The 16,049-nt window shown below is 50.5% G+C and carries 13 protein-coding genes and 1 tRNA gene; 8 read left to right on the top strand and 6 right to left on the bottom strand.

Translation table 11 applies throughout. The annotated features are described in order from the left end of the window. Nucleotides 1–14 precede the first annotated feature (14 nt). Nucleotides 15–506: a 5-(carboxyamino)imidazole ribonucleotide mutase gene (gene purE / locus OS145_RS01130; protein ID WP_006954093.1), complete on the top strand. Its 492-nt coding sequence runs from the start codon at nt 15–17 to the stop codon at nt 504–506. After that, entirely contained in the window at nt 503–1,594 is a 1,092-nt protein-coding gene (locus OS145_RS01125; RefSeq protein ID WP_006954092.1) for an ATP-grasp domain-containing protein, read from the top strand. The genes purE and OS145_RS01125 overlap by 4 nt, the downstream gene beginning before the upstream one ends. Here the strand turns inward: OS145_RS01125 and OS145_RS01120 are convergent. The 3 genes from OS145_RS01120 to OS145_RS01110 are packed head-to-tail and all read right to left on the bottom strand — an operon-like array spanning nt 1,591 to nt 5,115. Continuing rightward, complete coding sequence (locus tag OS145_RS01120; RefSeq protein ID WP_006954091.1) at nt 1,591–2,241, bottom strand: alpha/beta hydrolase; 651 nt, start codon at nt 2,239–2,241, stop codon at nt 1,591–1,593. The two genes, OS145_RS01125 and OS145_RS01120, sit on opposite strands and share 4 nt — an antisense overlap. 8 nt (nt 2,242–2,249) lie before the next feature. Then, nucleotides 2,250–3,068 (bottom strand): prephenate dehydratase, encoded by an 819-nt coding sequence (locus OS145_RS01115; RefSeq protein ID WP_006954090.1) that lies wholly within the window; start codon nt 3,066–3,068, stop codon nt 2,250–2,252. Nucleotides 3,069–3,075: 7 nt separating this feature from the next. Beyond that, nucleotides 3,076–5,115, bottom strand: coding sequence for a S9 family peptidase (locus OS145_RS01110; RefSeq protein ID WP_006954089.1), 2,040 nt, complete (start codon nt 5,113–5,115; stop codon nt 3,076–3,078). Nucleotides 5,116–5,262: 147 nt separating this feature from the next. Here OS145_RS01110 and alr point away from each other — a divergent pair, with 147 nt between their 5' ends. After that, nucleotides 5,263–6,375 carry an alanine racemase gene (alr, locus tag OS145_RS01105; protein ID WP_040487528.1) on the top strand — a complete coding sequence of 371 codons (1,113 nt, stop codon included), beginning with the start codon at nt 5,263–5,265 and terminating at the stop codon, nt 6,373–6,375. Here the strand turns inward: alr and OS145_RS01100 are convergent. Together OS145_RS01100 and OS145_RS01095 are read right to left on the bottom strand one after the other, a co-directional pair. Further along, on the bottom strand, nt 6,372–7,406 hold the full coding sequence (locus OS145_RS01100; protein WP_006954087.1) for a PepSY-associated TM helix domain-containing protein: 1,035 nt from the start codon (nt 7,404–7,406) through the stop codon (nt 6,372–6,374). The two genes, alr and OS145_RS01100, sit on opposite strands and share 4 nt — an antisense overlap. Before the next feature lie 7 nt (nt 7,407–7,413). Continuing rightward, a complete protein-coding gene (locus OS145_RS01095) occupies nt 7,414–9,516 on the bottom strand; it encodes a TonB-dependent receptor (RefSeq protein WP_006954086.1) in 2,103 nt (700 codons plus the stop codon). 214 nt (nt 9,517–9,730) lie between these two features. On the opposite strand from OS145_RS01095, the gene OS145_RS01090 reads away from it, so the two are divergent. Then, complete coding sequence (locus OS145_RS01090; RefSeq protein WP_006954085.1) at nt 9,731–11,320, top strand: serine hydrolase; 1,590 nt, start codon at nt 9,731–9,733, stop codon at nt 11,318–11,320. A gap of 58 nt (nt 11,321–11,378) precedes the next feature. Here the strand turns inward: OS145_RS01090 and OS145_RS01085 are convergent, their stop codons facing one another. Further along, complete coding sequence (locus tag OS145_RS01085; protein WP_006954084.1) at nt 11,379–12,914, bottom strand: leucyl aminopeptidase family protein; 1,536 nt, start codon at nt 12,912–12,914, stop codon at nt 11,379–11,381. A gap of 309 nt (nt 12,915–13,223) precedes the next feature. On the opposite strand from OS145_RS01085, the gene OS145_RS01080 reads away from it, so the two are divergent. From OS145_RS01080 to tnpC, 4 genes are all read left to right on the top strand, one after another. Then, nucleotides 13,224–13,300, top strand: a tRNA-Arg gene (locus tag OS145_RS01080). A gap of 242 nt (nt 13,301–13,542) precedes the next feature. After that, on the top strand, nt 13,543–13,842 hold the full coding sequence (gene tnpA, locus OS145_RS01075; protein ID WP_006954083.1) for an IS66 family insertion sequence element accessory protein TnpA: 300 nt from the start codon (nt 13,543–13,545) through the stop codon (nt 13,840–13,842). Beyond that, nucleotides 13,839–14,195 carry an IS66 family insertion sequence element accessory protein TnpB gene (tnpB, locus tag OS145_RS01070; RefSeq protein WP_006954082.1) on the top strand — a complete coding sequence of 119 codons (357 nt, stop codon included), beginning with the start codon at nt 13,839–13,841 and terminating at the stop codon, nt 14,193–14,195. The genes tnpA and tnpB overlap by 4 nt, the downstream gene beginning before the upstream one ends. 114 nt (nt 14,196–14,309) lie before the next feature. Continuing rightward, nucleotides 14,310–15,878 carry an IS66 family transposase gene (tnpC, locus tag OS145_RS01065; protein ID WP_006954081.1) on the top strand — a complete coding sequence of 523 codons (1,569 nt, stop codon included), beginning with the start codon at nt 14,310–14,312 and terminating at the stop codon, nt 15,876–15,878. Nucleotides 15,879–16,049: the final 171 nt, after the last annotated feature.

The raw sequence follows: 16,049 nt of genomic DNA, 5'->3' as shown, positions 1-16,049 counted from the left end.
CAAAAAGGTGATACATGGCTACCGTACTGATCTTAATGGGTTCGCAATCTGACTGGCCAACCATGCAGAAAGCAGCCTATATGCTCAAAGACTTGGGCGTAAGCTGGGAAGCAAAAGTGGTTTCAGCACACCGTACGCCTGATTTGCTCAAATCGTCTATGGAGCAAGCAGAAAAGGATGACGTAAAGGTAGTCATCGCAGGTGCGGGTGGTGCCGCTCACCTACCCGGCATGCTTGCCGCACACACGTCGATTCCTGTGCTGGGTGTACCGGTATCGAGCAAGCAGCTTAAAGGACTTGATAGTTTGCTTTCTATCGTGCAAATGCCCAAAGGCGTAGCGGTAGGTACTTTGGCGATCGGTGACGCAGGTGCGGCTAATGCCGGCTTACTCGCAGCACAAATTGTCGGCTCATTCGACGCGACCGTGCGTCAGCGTGTGACCGAGTTTCGCAACCAACAGCGCGATAAAGTAATGGCGAATGCAGACTTGGAGTTACCAGAATGAAAGTACTGATTTTAGGTAACGGACAGTTGGGGCAGATGCTGGGTAAAGCGGCTATCCAGCAAGGCCATGAATGTATTTTGTACAGCGACCGCGACCATCAAGTGAAGGCACTGGGTAGCCAGCAAGCACTGGCTTTAACCTTGGAAGAAGCAAAAGAGTGGGCTGACGTTGTCACTTGGGAACATGAACACCTTGCCGATGATCTGATTGATGCGACGGCAGATAAGTGGTTATTAAAAGCCAGTCTATTCCGTCAACTAACCGACCGTCGCACGCAAAAAGCGCTTTGTGACACGCTAGAGATTCCAACGTCTGAATGGCAACCTTTTAATGACGCTGCTGAGCTCGAGAGCATTTTGGCTGACTGTGACCGCGCGGTTGTCATTAAATCAGCGAAGGGCGGCTATGATGGTAAAGGTCAGTGGCGCTGGAAGCCCGGTCAGGCAAAAGATGACATTATCGCCGAGGCGGGACAACGTCCGGGTATCGTCGAGGATATGATCGACTTTAGCGATGAAGTCTCAGTTGTCGCAGCACGCGATCATCATGGTGAACAGCGCGGATATCCATTGACGTTGAATGTCCATCGCAAAGGCATTCTGGCTTATAGCATTGCCGGTGCACAGAGTTTTTCCGAAGCACTGGAACGTCAGGCGCAGGCGTATCACCAAAAACTGACCGATGAACTCGATTATATTGGTGTGTTAGCTATCGAGTTTTTTGTGGTGGGCGAGGGTGACGACCAACAATTATTGGTCAACGAAATTGCGCCGCGTGTTCATAACTCGGGTCACTGGACGATGAGTGGTTCAAATTGTGACCAGTTTAACTTACACATGCGGGCTATCACTGGACTGCCGACGCCGGATTTATTGGTTGCGCCAACGCTCATGCTAAATGCGATTGGCATTGATGGGTTTCCAGAAGTGTTGTGGGAAGCCGGTGCCGCTGATTGTCACTGGTACGGCAAAGACGCGCGCCCCGGTCGTAAAGTGGGCCACGTGAACCTAATGGTCGACAGTGCTGAGCGCGCTCATAAGCTCGCCGACCAATGGTGCGACGAGCTACAAGTGTTAAAAGACGCTTAAAGGCGCTCGATTAACCACTTCTGCATATCCTCAACCTGCTCCATGCACAGTGAATGCGGCATGGGGTAGGTTTGATAAGTCACTTCGTAACCCATCTCTTTTAAATGCGCCACAGCCCGTTGACCGAGCGTTTCAGGAACAACGGGGTCTTGCGTACCGTGTTGTACTAAAATCGGCAGTGAACGATTAGCCTCGGCAGGTTTTATGTCACCTTGCGTTGCGAAATAAGTCGAGTGTGCCATCAAACCACCCAAGGGTTTGGGGTAGGTTAACGCGGCCTCATAGCCGACCGCACCGCCTTGTGAAAAGCCAGCAATAATAATGCGTTTGCTATCAATGCCTTGCTCTATTTGCTCATCGATCATTTGATGAATCGCGGCAGCAGAAGCGCGTAATTGGGTCGCATCAATCTCACGATCGATGGTCATCGCTGTGATGTCATACCAAGCGGGCATCACCATACCTTGATTAATGGTGACCGGAAGACGTGGCGCGTGAGGGAATAAGAAACGTACGCGGGCCGGGGCCAAATTTAAGTGTTCAACCATGGGGACGAAGTCGTTTCCCGAGGCGCCTAGTCCGTGCAACCAGATAATGACCGCATCGGCGGGTTCGCTTGGATCGTGTTTGATTACTTCTAACTGCATAAAATCTCCTAATTAAAGGCTGGATACGAACCCAACCAGCGAATTTGATTCAACTCAGCGAGCTTTTTGAGCGCCTTTTGTACCGAAGGGTCCTGTTCATGACCATCAAAATCGATGAAAAAGTGATACTGGCCAAAACCATCCCCGGTAGGACGTGAAACAATCGATGTTAAGTTAATGCCTTGCTCGGCAAATGCTTTCAAACTATCGACGAGTAAGCCCGGGTGGTCATTATCGTCGATCAGCATCACGCTACTTTTCCAACGTCTATCTTGCAGTGCCAGCAAGGGCTCCGCGTGCGCGGATAGTAACACAAAGCGCGTTTGATTTTTGTGGCTATCGGCGATAGTACGCTGAATGCAATGCAACTGTTCTGGGCAGGGTATATGGCTCGGTACAATGGCGGCCGACGGTTTATCGGCGGCGATTAACTCATTCAACGAAGCGGTGTTGCTTGCGGTATGAACTATCGGTAATGACAGAGTATTTAATGCGTGATGACATTGGCCAGCCGCGACAAACTGCGCCCACACCTGTTCGGGTTTCTCGCTATTGGCGAGCAAATGATACTGAATCGGTAGTCGGTATTCTGCGTGAATATACAGTGGATGGTGCGCGAAATAGTCGACAACGGGCGAAACGAAACCATCAATTAGGTTTTCGATAGGAACGACCGCAAGTTGTGTGTCATTTACACTGTGCAGGACATCTGCCAACGTGCTTTTAAACACGATCGGCACTGAATCTCCTAACTGCTGCTGAAAGTGCTGCGCGGCACGCTCCGAGAACGTGCCGGCAGGACCGAGTGTCACTAACTGTTCAATCATAAAACCTTTACTTCTTATAGTGTTCGAACCAGGCTAACGCGTGTTCGATCTTGGCAATCATATGTGAAGGACGGTGGGTTACACCGTGAGATGCGCCCGGCACTCGTACCATGGCGGTGTCGACGTGGCGCAACTTCAGCGCTTGGTAGAACTGCTCGGTTTCCGAAATAGGTGTGCGGCGGTCATTTTCGCCAGTAAATAGCAATACAGGCGTCGAGATATTACCCACCAGAGACAATGGCGAACGTTTCCAATAATGGTCTAAATCCTCCCATGGCATCGCCGGAAACTGATTGGTGATCTGCCCAATTGAGCTATCTGCTGTGAGTACTTTACTGACCCAGTTAATCACAGGGTTAGTGGCCGCTGCTGCATTAAATCGGTCGGTTAAGCCTACCGCATAGGCTGTGGCGATGCCGCCTGCCGAACCGCCGGCAATAAACAGGTTGTCTGCATCAATAAAGCCCTTATCAATCATCGCATCAACACCGCTTATATGATCGGCAAAGTCATACTCTGAGGCGTAGTTACCATCGAGTAGCATCGCGAAGTCTTTTCCGTAAGAGGTGCTACCACGGTAGTTTACGTATAGAACGACGTAGCCTTCAGCTGCGTAGCGCTGGTGCTCGGCCGCAAAATGAGGGCCGTAAGACAGATGCGGACCGCCATGAATTTCAACGATCAGTGGATACTCTTTATCTTCGTCAAAGTCGGGGGGTGTGATATACCAACCCTGAATCGGTTGATCATCGTAGCTCGAGTTGTATGTGATTTCGTGTACCTTGCCGAGCTTTTTGTTGCCCAACAAGTCTTCGTTAAGCTGAGTCAACGTTTGTGTTTCATCCCCAGACGCTTGATAACCTACATCGGCGGGACGGTAAGGAGTACCTTGCGTATAAGCGATAGCGCCATTATTCGAGGCACTGAAACTGCCCATCGTATATGGGCGACTGACATAGGTACCTGACACATCATCAGCGCGGCGGGTTAATTCATCGTCTAGACTGACGTTGGCGATCACGGTTTTACCGCGGTCTGCAAATTGCACCGCAATCGTGTCTGCGGCATTCCACTGTGGGTTGGCAAACGAGCGATCCAATTCACTTTGCAGCTCGCGCTTTTGTTTCGAGGACCAGTCCATGACCCACAGTTCACCTTTGTGATAAGGAACCGGCTCATCACTGCTGTGTAAATAAACCAAACGCTCACCATCGGGTGAAAACTGTGGTGCGTATTCCTGACCCGCCGCCTGAGTGATGCGCGTGAGCTGCTGAGTCTTCACATTAACGGCATAAAGATCACTGTCATTAACCTCGTAGGCCCAGTCTTTGTCGCGGTTAGCGGAAAACACGATCGACTCGCCATCGTGACTCCAAGTCAGTGGCCCAGAATGGCTGAATGCGCCCGTGGTTAATTGCTGTACACTGCCACCGGTTGCTGGAACAGTAAAAAGTTGTGCATGTGCAGGTTTTAGCACACCTTGACCATCGCTTTGATAGTAAGCTTCTTGCACAACAATCGGTTGCCCACCCCAGTCGGCGCCCTCCGGTTTAGTGGGACGTTTTACTTTCTTTTCAAAGGCCGTTTTTTCTGCCGGCACATCCATTAAGAACGCGATCGACTCACCATCAGGTGACCAAGCCAATTGACTTGGCGATTCATGCACATGGGTAATCTCTGCGTGCTTATCTTGGTTGAGCCAATACACATGAACCTGATAACTGTCCTTGCGATTAGATGTTAATGCCAGCCGTTGACTGTCAGGTGACCAAGTTAAGTTGCCGTAGGCGTCGCCCTCATCAAAGAGCGGATAGTGTTGATTTGATGCCGTATCAAGGATCCAGACCGAGCGCTCGGTGTTGTCCTTCATATCGTTAAAGCGATTACGAATGTAGGCGATATAGCGCCCATCAGGCGAGATGCTTACATCGTTGGCATACTCAAGCTGAAAGATATCGTCGATAGCAAAATAGTCATTGGTTTGCGCGTTAATAGACGGTGACAATGTTGCAAGCCCAATAACCAGGGCGGATGTTTTTAACCACATAATGCGTCCTTAATTTTTATTCTAACGGGTGTTCTGTAAACGCTTCGAAAAATCATCATTGAAACCGCGCTAAAACGCTCGAAGCCAAGTCACGAACATGATTAAATGTTCGCTATCATTTACCTATTTGAGCTTTGGATCGCCTGCATGTCTCAGCCGCATCGACAAACCCGCGCTCGTATCTTACTGACAAATTTACGGGACAATGCCAAACAATTAAAGTCGTATATCGACCAGCAGCCGATGCTAGGCGTTATAAAAGCGGACGGATACGGTCATGGCGCGACAGAAGTGGCGCATGCAATCACGGATTACGTAGAAAAATACGCCGTTGCTTTTATTGATGAAGCGATTGCGTTACGCGGCTCAGGTATCGACAAACCCATCGTCATTTTGCAGGGGGTATACAGCACAGAAGACTGGTTGCTATGCGCTGAGCAGCAGTTTGAACCCGTAATACATAACGCGCAGCAAATTGATTGTCTGAGCGAAATCACTTCGGAAGCCAACCGCGTTAACGTTTGGCTGAAGCAAGACTCAGGTATGCATCGATTAGGCTTTTTTGCCGATGACGTCGAAGGGGCGGTAGGGCAGCTTCGTGCGCATGCGCTGATCAACCAAATTGTGCTGATGACTCACTTTGCTGAGGCGGATAATCCTGAGAGCCCACTGACCGCGATACAGTTAGAACGCTTTTATGCGGTACTCCATGCGGTGCGCGATAAAATAGATGGCGTTAGCGTGGCAAACAGTGCCTTTATGTTGGGTGACGATGTACTGGACGCGATGGGTCTGACTAAATGGTTTCGCGCCGGCATTGCATTATACGGGCAGAACCCATCGCAAGCGGACTTGACCGATAACGTGGAGCTAAAACCCACGATGGCATTAGAGGCCCCTGTCATCGCATTGCGTATTATTCAGCCAGGTGAAACCGTGGGTTATGGGAGCCGTTGGCGCGCACAACGAGAGAGCCGTATCGCGACGGTGGCAATAGGTTATGCCGATGGCTACCCGCGTAGCTTACCCGATGGCACACCGATGATTATTAATGGTCAAGTAGGCTGTTTAGTTGGGCGTATTTCGATGGATATGATTACTGTCGATGTGACCGATATTGAGGGTATTGAGCTCGGCGATAACGTTGAGCTCTGGGGTGAACAGCTACCGATACAAGTGATTGCCGATCAAGCGAGGACAATCACTTACGAGCTATTTGCTCAAGTGACACGTCGCGTACCGCGCGTTTATGAAGACTAACGTTTGGTGCGACGTTTTAGGTAAAACCAAACGCCCGTGACAGGTAGCAGCAATAGCGCAAGACCACCGGCTAAAATAATCAAGGTCATGGTGGTGCCGCCAATCGCCGCGACATGCAGCGGATAGATCATATGGGACACTTGCTCACCTAAGGGGCGTGTCCGCACATCCGTAATGTTGGAAAGTGTCCCGGTTTCATCAAACGCAATGTAATTACGACCATTGGGATGCCATTCATCAGGCCATTTTAAGCGCATGCGGCCTGAGTCTAAATAAATTAAACGTATATCAGCATCGGGTAAGACCGTATGAGCAATTGCAAATCGTTCCTGCCAGTGTGTGGCGGAGCGTTTGGGCAACGAATGGTGTATCTGCGAAGGGGTCATTGGCAACACGGCGGCTAAGCCGTTCTTAACAGTGCCTGCGTACATAATCGCGCTACCAGTAAGCATCAGTAATGCCACCGGGATAAAGACGATAGCACCGGTGCTGCGGTGCAATTGCCATAAGGTTTGCATGCCTTTAGCCGAGAACGGGTTATAAAAGCGTACGGCGAGGTTTTTCCAACGCCATTGTCGCTTAGGCCACCAGCGCACTAAGCCGGTGGTAATCAATACCAAGGCAAATAGCGACAATACACCGAGGATGTCCTTACCGAACTCATCAAGTGCAAGGTGGTGGTGTAGTTCGACAAACCAACTCACCGTATCAGCGTAGGGTGCACGAGTAAGCAGTTGCTCACCTTGAGGGCCAAAATAATGATGATTACCTTCACCATCAACCAGCTCAAACCAGGGGCGGCCATCAGTAGGAAGATACGCGTACCCTGCCGTATAACGATCGGCAATAGTTGCTGATGTAGCTTGCGACACGGGATTGTCGAGTCGCAGACTGGGGTATTGCCACATCAGCCACTGATTTTTGAATAACAGCATTGAGCCCGTCACTGCCATGAGCAGTACCCAGCCGCTCAGCACAAGGCCAAGCCAGCGATGCCACTGTGTCAGTGACGGTAGCTTAATGCGCTTCACGTATGACTTACCAAGCGTAGTTCCAGTTTAAGCTAACGGTACGTCCGCGACCGGTAAAGTTACGGTTATCACCACCGACTGTTTGTGCATAGTAGGTGAAGTAGTACTCATCGAATAAGTTCTCGATACCGAGTGCAAATTGACCATAGTCGCGGGTTTCAAGCAAGACCGATGCATCGACGGTGTTATAACCATCGAAGTTATTTACCGCCTCGGCACCTGAGTAAATGTCGCGGTCAAAGAACTTGTTCCACTGTACCCGGCTCGAAACTTGTCCAGTCCATTGTTGTGACCAGTACAGATTCGCGCGTTTCGGGGCGATATTACGACCACCAAGCTGCGTATCGACTTGGTTATCGCCATCACTGTCAAACTCACCGTCAGTATCAGCGTAGTTCAAACCAAATGCCGTATCGTTCGAGAACGCATATTCTGCGCTAGCCTCGATGCCGTCGATTTCAGTGCGTTCACGTTTAACCGAGTAAATGCCATCAGCATCCGCTTGTAGACGAGCGCCTAAATCCGATTCAGAACGGTAATAGCTGATTGACGCGCGCCATGCGTTGTTGTTGAACTCGACGCCGATTTCCTCGTTATCAGCAAGTACTGGCTGTAAGTCTAAGAAGCTACTGACACTCAAATCAGGTGTTGAGATACCGCGTAAAACGCGCCCTACGTCAGGCATGCTAAAGCCTTCAGAGTAACTAGCGAACACACGCCAGTTATCGTTCAACGCATAAACTGCGCCGAGGTTGGTAAGCAACTCATTGAAGCTTGGCTCGCCACCTTCAACGAACACACTGCCGTAAGAGGCGAGGGTGGTAAAGCTGTCGGCTTTGAGCTTGCCGTATTCGTAACGTAAACCACCACTCAGCGTGAGTCCGTTGGCTTGATAGCTCAACTGTGCGTATGGCGCCCAGTTTTCAAACTCAGTCTCAGGTACCCACTTACGGCCGGTTTGTGCGAGCTCTTGGAACGTCTTATCGTTCATGAAGTCGACACCTGCTGTTACATCAACAGGCAGGTCAGCAACTTTTGCCCAGTTCATGGTAATGCGAGAACCATACTTACGCGAGTCATTGCGAGACTGGTCAAAGATATCATCGCCGTACTGCGGATCTTGGAAAGTGGCATAGTTGCCGCCACCATAAAGCGCGGAGAAGTCTTGTAAGAATAGCTGCCAATTGAGGTCAGCACCTAAAATGTCGGTGTTTTTATACGTCAAACTACTGGTGGTGACTTCGTTTTCTGGTGCATCGCCTGGATATTCACCTTCGACCGACAGGGCAGGAACGCCCAGTTCGCGGTTACCTACAGTAGCAAAGTAATCACCATTACCCGCCATATCAAAGTGATTGATCATTAACGCCAGTGACTGGGTGCTATCAATGCGGTATTCGCCTTTGAAAAACACGTCATAGCTCTTCGAGTCCATGGTGTCGCCTTGGGTGGTATCGACACCAATTAACTGGCCCTTACCATCAACGTACATACCGGTATCGCGGTATTGTGCGCCGGCAACAAACTTCCAATCGCCTTCGGCGTGACGCACTAAATAACCCGCTTCGTAGCTGAGCCCTTCTGAGATTTCGCTATCGGGCGCTGTGAAACCGGCATTTACTTCTTGCGTGGTGCCTTCTTGCGCTTGTTTAGTGACGATATTAATAATACCGCCGCTCGCGCCTAAACCTTGAATAGCGCTGGCGCCATGGATGACTTCTACACGCTCAATCATGAACGGATCAATGGTATACGCCGCGCGCGAACCGTCCCGTAATGGGTTGGACTGAGGCACGCCATCAATTAAGTATAGTGGTTGGCGGCCGCGTAATGTTTCGCCCGATGAGGTTAACTTTTGACGCGAGGGAGAAAATGCAGGAATCAACTTGCCGAGGACATCAGAAAGCGACTCTGCAACCATCATTTGCTGGCGCAACTGCTCTCCATCAATGACGGTCACCGTAGCCGGAATCGCGCTTTGAGGGATTTTAGTCCGTGTTGCAGTAATTTCGATGGTCTCATCGACACCTGTACGGTTAACTTCGTCTTGGGCCAACGCCTGACCCGATACAATGGATGCAATTAAAAGAGAAAGCAGCTTCTTGGACATGAGAATCCTTATCATTTTCTATAAGTGGCGCAGATGATAATTGTTCTCATTACATAGTCAACTACTTATTTTAATTTTCTTTTAAGAAAAACGTATCGGCTATCGTTCAATTTGTTGTACGGCAGGCATACAGGGCTGAAATAGAAGTTTTCTCGGCATTATGGTACTTAATAGAGTTCTTTACATTAACGTCGAGCCGAGAGAGAAACGAGATATGAAAACACGCATCAGTTTGTTAAGTGCCGTCATTAGTGTGGCGCTGCTTGCAGGTTGCTCAGAACCACAAACAACGACAAAAAAAGAAGCGACAAGCCAAAGCCAACAGCAGACTGTTGCACTGGATGAAAAGATCCGCACTACGGCGCAGCAAACGCTTAAGGCGTTTAATATCCCTGGGCTTGCCGTTGTCGCAGTAAAAGATGGCAAAGTGATTTTAGCCGAAGGCTTCGGCGTTCGCGATATCGAAAGCCAAGAACCGGTCACCAAAAATACCTTGTTTGGTATAGCCTCGCATACTAAGGCGTTTACGGCTGCCGCGATTGCTCACCTTGTCGACCAAGGTAAACTGCATTGGGATGATAAAGTCACTGATTATCTGCCGGACTTTAAGTTATCCGATCCGGAGTTGACCCATCGCCTGACCATTCGTGATTTACTCAGCCACCGTTCTGGCTTGGGTTTAGGCGCCGGCGACTTAATGATCTGGCCTAATACCGATAAATCGGTCGATGAGATTATAGCAGGCCTCGCTAACGTGCCGATGGATCACGGGTTTAGAACGCAATTTGCCTACAATAACTTAATGTTTTTAACAGCAGGCGAACTTATTCATCAGGTCACCGGTGTACCTTACTCCGACTACATTGAGCAGACGTTCTTCGAGCCGCTCAACATGGACGAGAGCGTCGTTGGCTTTTCTAACATCCCAGCATCGAACGACAATGTCGCGGTCGGTACTATCGAGAAGGACGGCGAATTACATCGCTTTCCACTCGATTTTCTTGAAGACTTTGGCGGCGCGGGCGCAACGGCCGCAAGTGTTGATGACATGGGCAACTGGTTAATTACACAGTTACAGCATGGCAAAAGCCCATCGGGCGAGCAGGTCTTTTCGCCCGAGTCACAGCATCAAATGTGGCAATTAACCACCCCCATTGGCGTTTCGGATAAAGCCGCTGAGCAGGGCACGTTCTTCCAAGGCTATGGCTTAGGTTGGTTCGTAAAAGACTATCACGGCGTTAAACAGGTTTATCATAGTGGCGGTATCTTGGGCATGTTGTCATTAACCACACTCATCCCAGAAGAAAATTTCGGTATTACCGTGGTGAGCAACCAACAAGCCTTTGGCGGTCTGACAGCGATTACGCAAGAAGCACTTGAGCAAGTACTTAATCTACCCGACCAAGATTGGGTTGCAGAGCAGTCAGAAAATTATCGTCAATTTATGCAACGCAAAACGGACTTTAAAATACCCAAACCCGACACTGAAGAAGACGCCACGTTAGCTCAACAAGCATACGTGGGCACTTATACCGATGCGTGGTATGGCGATGTCGAGGTACGTATGCAAGGCGATGAGTTACGCTTGGACTTTACTCATACCCCGATGCTCAAAGGCACCTTAGAACATTACAACGGTGATACGTTTATCGTACATTGGGATGAACCCTTGCTGGAAGCGGATGCCTATGTGCGTTTTGAATTGAACGAGGATGACTCAATAAAACAGGCGACCATGAAAGCGGTTGCGCCATTCACCGACTTTAGCTTTGATTTTCATAACCTGACGCTGGTGCGTCAGTAGTGTGACAGGCAGTAGGTGAAAAAAAGCACGGCACTGAGGCCGTGCTTTTTTATGTGTATTATTTATTCAGTTGGTGTACCCACTCTGTTAGCAAGCGAACACCAAAACCTGTCGGACCTGCCGGGTGAATACCCGTTGGGCTACTGACCATTGCATCAGCGGCCATATCAATATGGATCCACGGCGTATCGCCCGCAAAGTGTTTTAAGAACGCTGCACCGGCTTGGGTACCTGGCGAACCAATATTACGGATATCGGCTAACGGGCTGTCGATAATACCGGGATAACCGTCTAATGGGAGTTCCCATACCTTTTCATCCGTGACCTTACCGGCCTCAATAATAGCGGCACGAAGATCATCCGCTGAAGCAAACATCGCCGCATAACCGGTACCCAGCGCACCGACTTTAGAGCCTGTTAATGTCGCAATATTAGCGATAGCGCGCGGTTTGAACACATCGTTCGCGTACCAGTTCGCATCACCTAAAATTAAACGACCTTCCGCATCAGTATTGGCGATCTCAACCAGCGTACCGTCACCGGCTTTAACCACATCCCCCGGTAATGTTGCTGAACCCGAAATCAGGTTGTGCGAAAGAGGGGCAATCGCGACCACGTTAACAGGCGCTTGCTGCTTGGCAAGTGCCATGACCGCGCCAATGACAGCACCTGCGCCGGCTTTGTCGGTTTGCATGCGAAGAATCGACGATGAGTTGGTTTTAAGGTTGTAGCCGCCGGTATCAAAGGTGTTACCTTTGCCCACCAGTGCAATCGGCGCCTCATCACTGCCTTTGTAATGCGCTGCTAATAGGTACGAACCATGTTGGCTGCCCGCACTCACACTCTCAAGCAAGCCCATTCCCATTTCTTTGACTTGCTCAGGCGTGATAATGGTGAGCTCAATATCTAAATCGCTCATGGCTTGCTTAGCAAGCTCAACGATCGCTTCAGGATAGCCATCGCTGCCTGGTAATGCCGTAATATCACGCGCCACAAACACGCCCTCGGCGATAGCACGATAATCTTCATAGTGTCGTTCAGCCACCTGCGGTGAATGTGTCACCCAGTGATAAGTGGTCTGCGGGCGCGCTTTGGGCTCAGACTGGTAACGATCAAAACGATAGTTGCGCAAGTCGATACCATGCGCCACTTGTGCACTGATTTCAGCTGCGACACCCGGGTTAGCAATTAACCGAGTATCAAAAACAACATCCGTTAGTTCAGGTTTTAACGCTGCCGCAATCGCCGCGCCTAACTTTTCAGCATTAAACCGTGATAATTCAGCAGGATTCCCCACGCCCGCCAGCATCAGGTGGTCCGCTTGGGTACCTTCTGGTGCAATCAAAGTGACGTGCTGGGATGCCGCACCGGTGAACGCCTCAATGCGGGCTGCGCGCGCAACCGCCTGATTCTGCTCGGCAGTCCAGCCCTCGACAGCAATCGATTGATCTTCAGGCACAAAAACAACCCGCGTTGAAGCCGACGCGTTATCACTTGTAAAACGCACGTTGGTGGATAAATAGTCGCTTGCCGCCGCCGGCAAAGCCAACGCCGCTGAGATAGCAAGCGTTGATATCGCTCTTTGTAGAGACATAGTGGTTCCTTTTATTAAAAGACAGAGTGTTCTACCTGCACTATATCTCGACCAACCCTACCAACAACCTGTATAAGACCAATCATCTAAAAAAGGCGACGTGTTTAAGAGGGTCTAAAATAACTATAAACAAAAAATTGAGAACTTGAACCAAAGGTCAACGCTGGACAGCGTGCGGCCAAATCCATATAATGCCCTCGCTTTTCTATCGCATGCGCACCCTTAGCTCAGCTGGATAGAGCGTTGCCCTCCGGAGGCAAAGGTCATTCGGAAATTAGGCACAGTGGTTAGAAGTCAAAATTTGGAAATGCGCCCGTAGCTCAGCTGGATAGAGCGCCGCCCTCCGGAGGCGGAGGTCACAGGTTCGACTCCTGTCGGGCGCGCCATTTCCCTGGCCTGCAGCGATTTTCTTCCTTTCGTATCTACTCTAAATTCTTCTCTTTGCTGTTTTTTCGGCGTGACCGTTAGCTGTTGTGACTGACTTTTCGGTGGATCAGGGCTGTGACAAATCTGTGACAGATTTGTGCCACATAAAGTTTGCCTTTGGTAAGCGTCGCACAAACCACGCCTAGTCACCAATTTGCAGATAGCCTAATTTATCGCCACGTTCTAACCAACGAGGTGATTTATGAGTCGAGCATACCGCTCTAAAGCGCAGTGGCAGGCGCTAATTGATGAATTCGAGCAAAGCGGGCTAAGCCGCAAGGCGTTTTGTGAAGCCCGGGGGATTAATCCGGACTATTTTAGTCAGCGCCGCCGTCAGTTGCAGCAGGAAACCGAGAGTACCGGTTTTGCACGGGTGGCGACTGAGTCGTCGCCGGCATCCACAGCGGCCATGCAGGTTCGCGTCGGCGATGCGCAGTTAGTATTGCCGATGTCGGTATCGCCCCGCTGGGTGGCTGAGCTGGTCAAAGCCCTCAGCGTATGAAGATGTTCGTCGAGCCGCCGGCGATTTATTTGTATAAGCAGCCGGTCGATTTTCGCAAGAGCATCAATGGCCTCAGTGCTATTGTCGAAGCCGAGATGGACCGCTCGCCGTTCAGCGGTGCCGTGTTTGTGTTCTGCAACCGCCGGCGCGATAAAGTCCGGGCGCTTTACTGGGACAAAACCGGTTTTTGTCTTTGGTATAAGCGGTTGGAAAAGAATAAGTTTAAATGGCCGCGCAAGGTAAAAGGCGATGTCCTTAATTTAAGCGCACAGCAATGGCAGTGGTTGCTCGAGGGCCTCGATATTACCCTGATGAAAGGCCATCAGCCATTGCATTTTAGTGCCACCATCTGATCGAAAACGGCTTATAAAGATCCTGCATAAAAACCGTTTTACGATCACGAATTGGTCTAAGTAAACCCGCTAAAACAACGGCTTCGACGGTATTTTTGGGGTATAATAGCCCCCATGAAAACGAGCGATGCAAACACACTCCCGGATGATGTTGAGAGCCTGAAAAAGATGGTTCTCGACATGCAATCTCAGCTGCAAACAGAGCAGGCTGAGAAGTCGCGTTTGCAACATCAACTCGATTACCTGAGAGAGCAGTGGCAACTGTTGGTGCAAAAACGCTTCGGTGCCAGTAGCGAAGGGCTGCCCGGTCAGGGTGAATTGTTTAACGAGCTTGAAGAGGCTCTTGAGCCGACAGCGGAAGAAGTAGCCGCAGAGCAAACCGTTACCTACACCCGTAAAAAACCGCGCCGCCCGCGTATTGATGAATCATTGCCGCGCGAAGAGGTGTTGCACGATATCGCAGACGAAGACAAAGTCTGTGACTGTTGTGGCCATGACTTGCACCGTATGGGCGAGGAAACCAGCGAAGAGCTGGAATTTATCCCGGCCACCAGCCGGGTGGTGCGCCATGTACGCCCGAAATACAGCTGCCGCGCCTGCGAAAAGCACGGCACACAAACCGCTGTCAAAATCGCACTGGTTAAACCGAGCCTACTGCCCAAGAGCATCGCAACGCCGAGCTTGCTGGCACAAATCATCAGCGCCAAGTTCCAGTTCGGGTTGCCGCTGTATCGTCAGGAAGCGATGTTCAAACAATACGGCATCGAGCTGAGTCGCCAGACCATGAGTCGCTGGATGTTGACCGTCAGCGACAAACTGCGGCCGCTTTATCAGCGCATGCACGACATCCTGCTAAAACAACCGGCTCTCTGGGCTGACGAGACGACCTTAAACGTGCTCGATGTGGATAAATCCAAATGCTACATGTGGGTTTACGGCTGTGGCACCGATAAGCCGAGGCCGGATAAATCACCGAATATCGTGCTGTATGATTACCAGGACGGGCGCGGTGGCGCCCACCCCGCTGCGTTTTTAGCTGACTATTGCGGTCCACTGCAGGTGGACGGCTATCAGGGCTATGAGCAAACCGGCGCCCGGCTGGCCGGTTGCTGGGCGCATGCCCGTCGTAAGTTTATTGAAGCCAAAACCGTACAAGGTAAAGGCAAAAGCGGCAAAGCCGACCAGGCGCTGAGCTTTATCCAGAAACTGTACGGCGTTGAGCAGAAAATCAAAGACGCCTGCCCGGTGCAAAAGCAGGAAAAACGCACCGCCTTAGCACAACCTGTGATGGACAAGCTAAAAACCTGGTTGGATAAGTCGGCGCTGCAGGTCAACCCGCAGTCACTGCTCGGCAAAGCCATCCATTACACGCTTAAACAATGGGACAAACTGCAGGTTTACCTGCATGACGGCCACGTTAATATCGATAACAACCGTGCCGAGCGCGCAATAAAACCGTTCGTTATCGGTCGCAAAGCCTGGCTGTTCTCAAACTCACGAGGCGGCGCGCAGGCCAGCGCTATCCTGTACAGCATGGTCGAAACCGCCAAGGCCAACGGCCTGATGCCGGTCGACTATCTCATGATGTTGTTCGAGCAACTGCCGCTACTCAACGACGGTGATGACCTCGACCAACTGCTGCCCTGGCACATCAACGCCGACAAAAACGGTCAATCAAACTGACCCGCCAAAGACTGTTCGGATAGACCGAAATCAATGATCGGATTAAACCGAAACGCGTGATCGGGTGGCACCGAAATCATCTCAGCGACAATTATCTTGGCCGGTTGTGTGGTTTATGTGACGCTTACTGCCTTTGATCGGTGAACGCAAAAAATGACCTTTAGCTTACTG

Origin of the sequence: Idiomarina baltica OS145, from assembly GCF_000152885.1 — a bacterium.
Classification (GTDB): domain Bacteria; phylum Pseudomonadota; class Gammaproteobacteria; order Enterobacterales; family Alteromonadaceae; genus Idiomarina; species Idiomarina baltica.
This window is presented reverse-complemented; position numbering and strand designations above follow the sequence as displayed.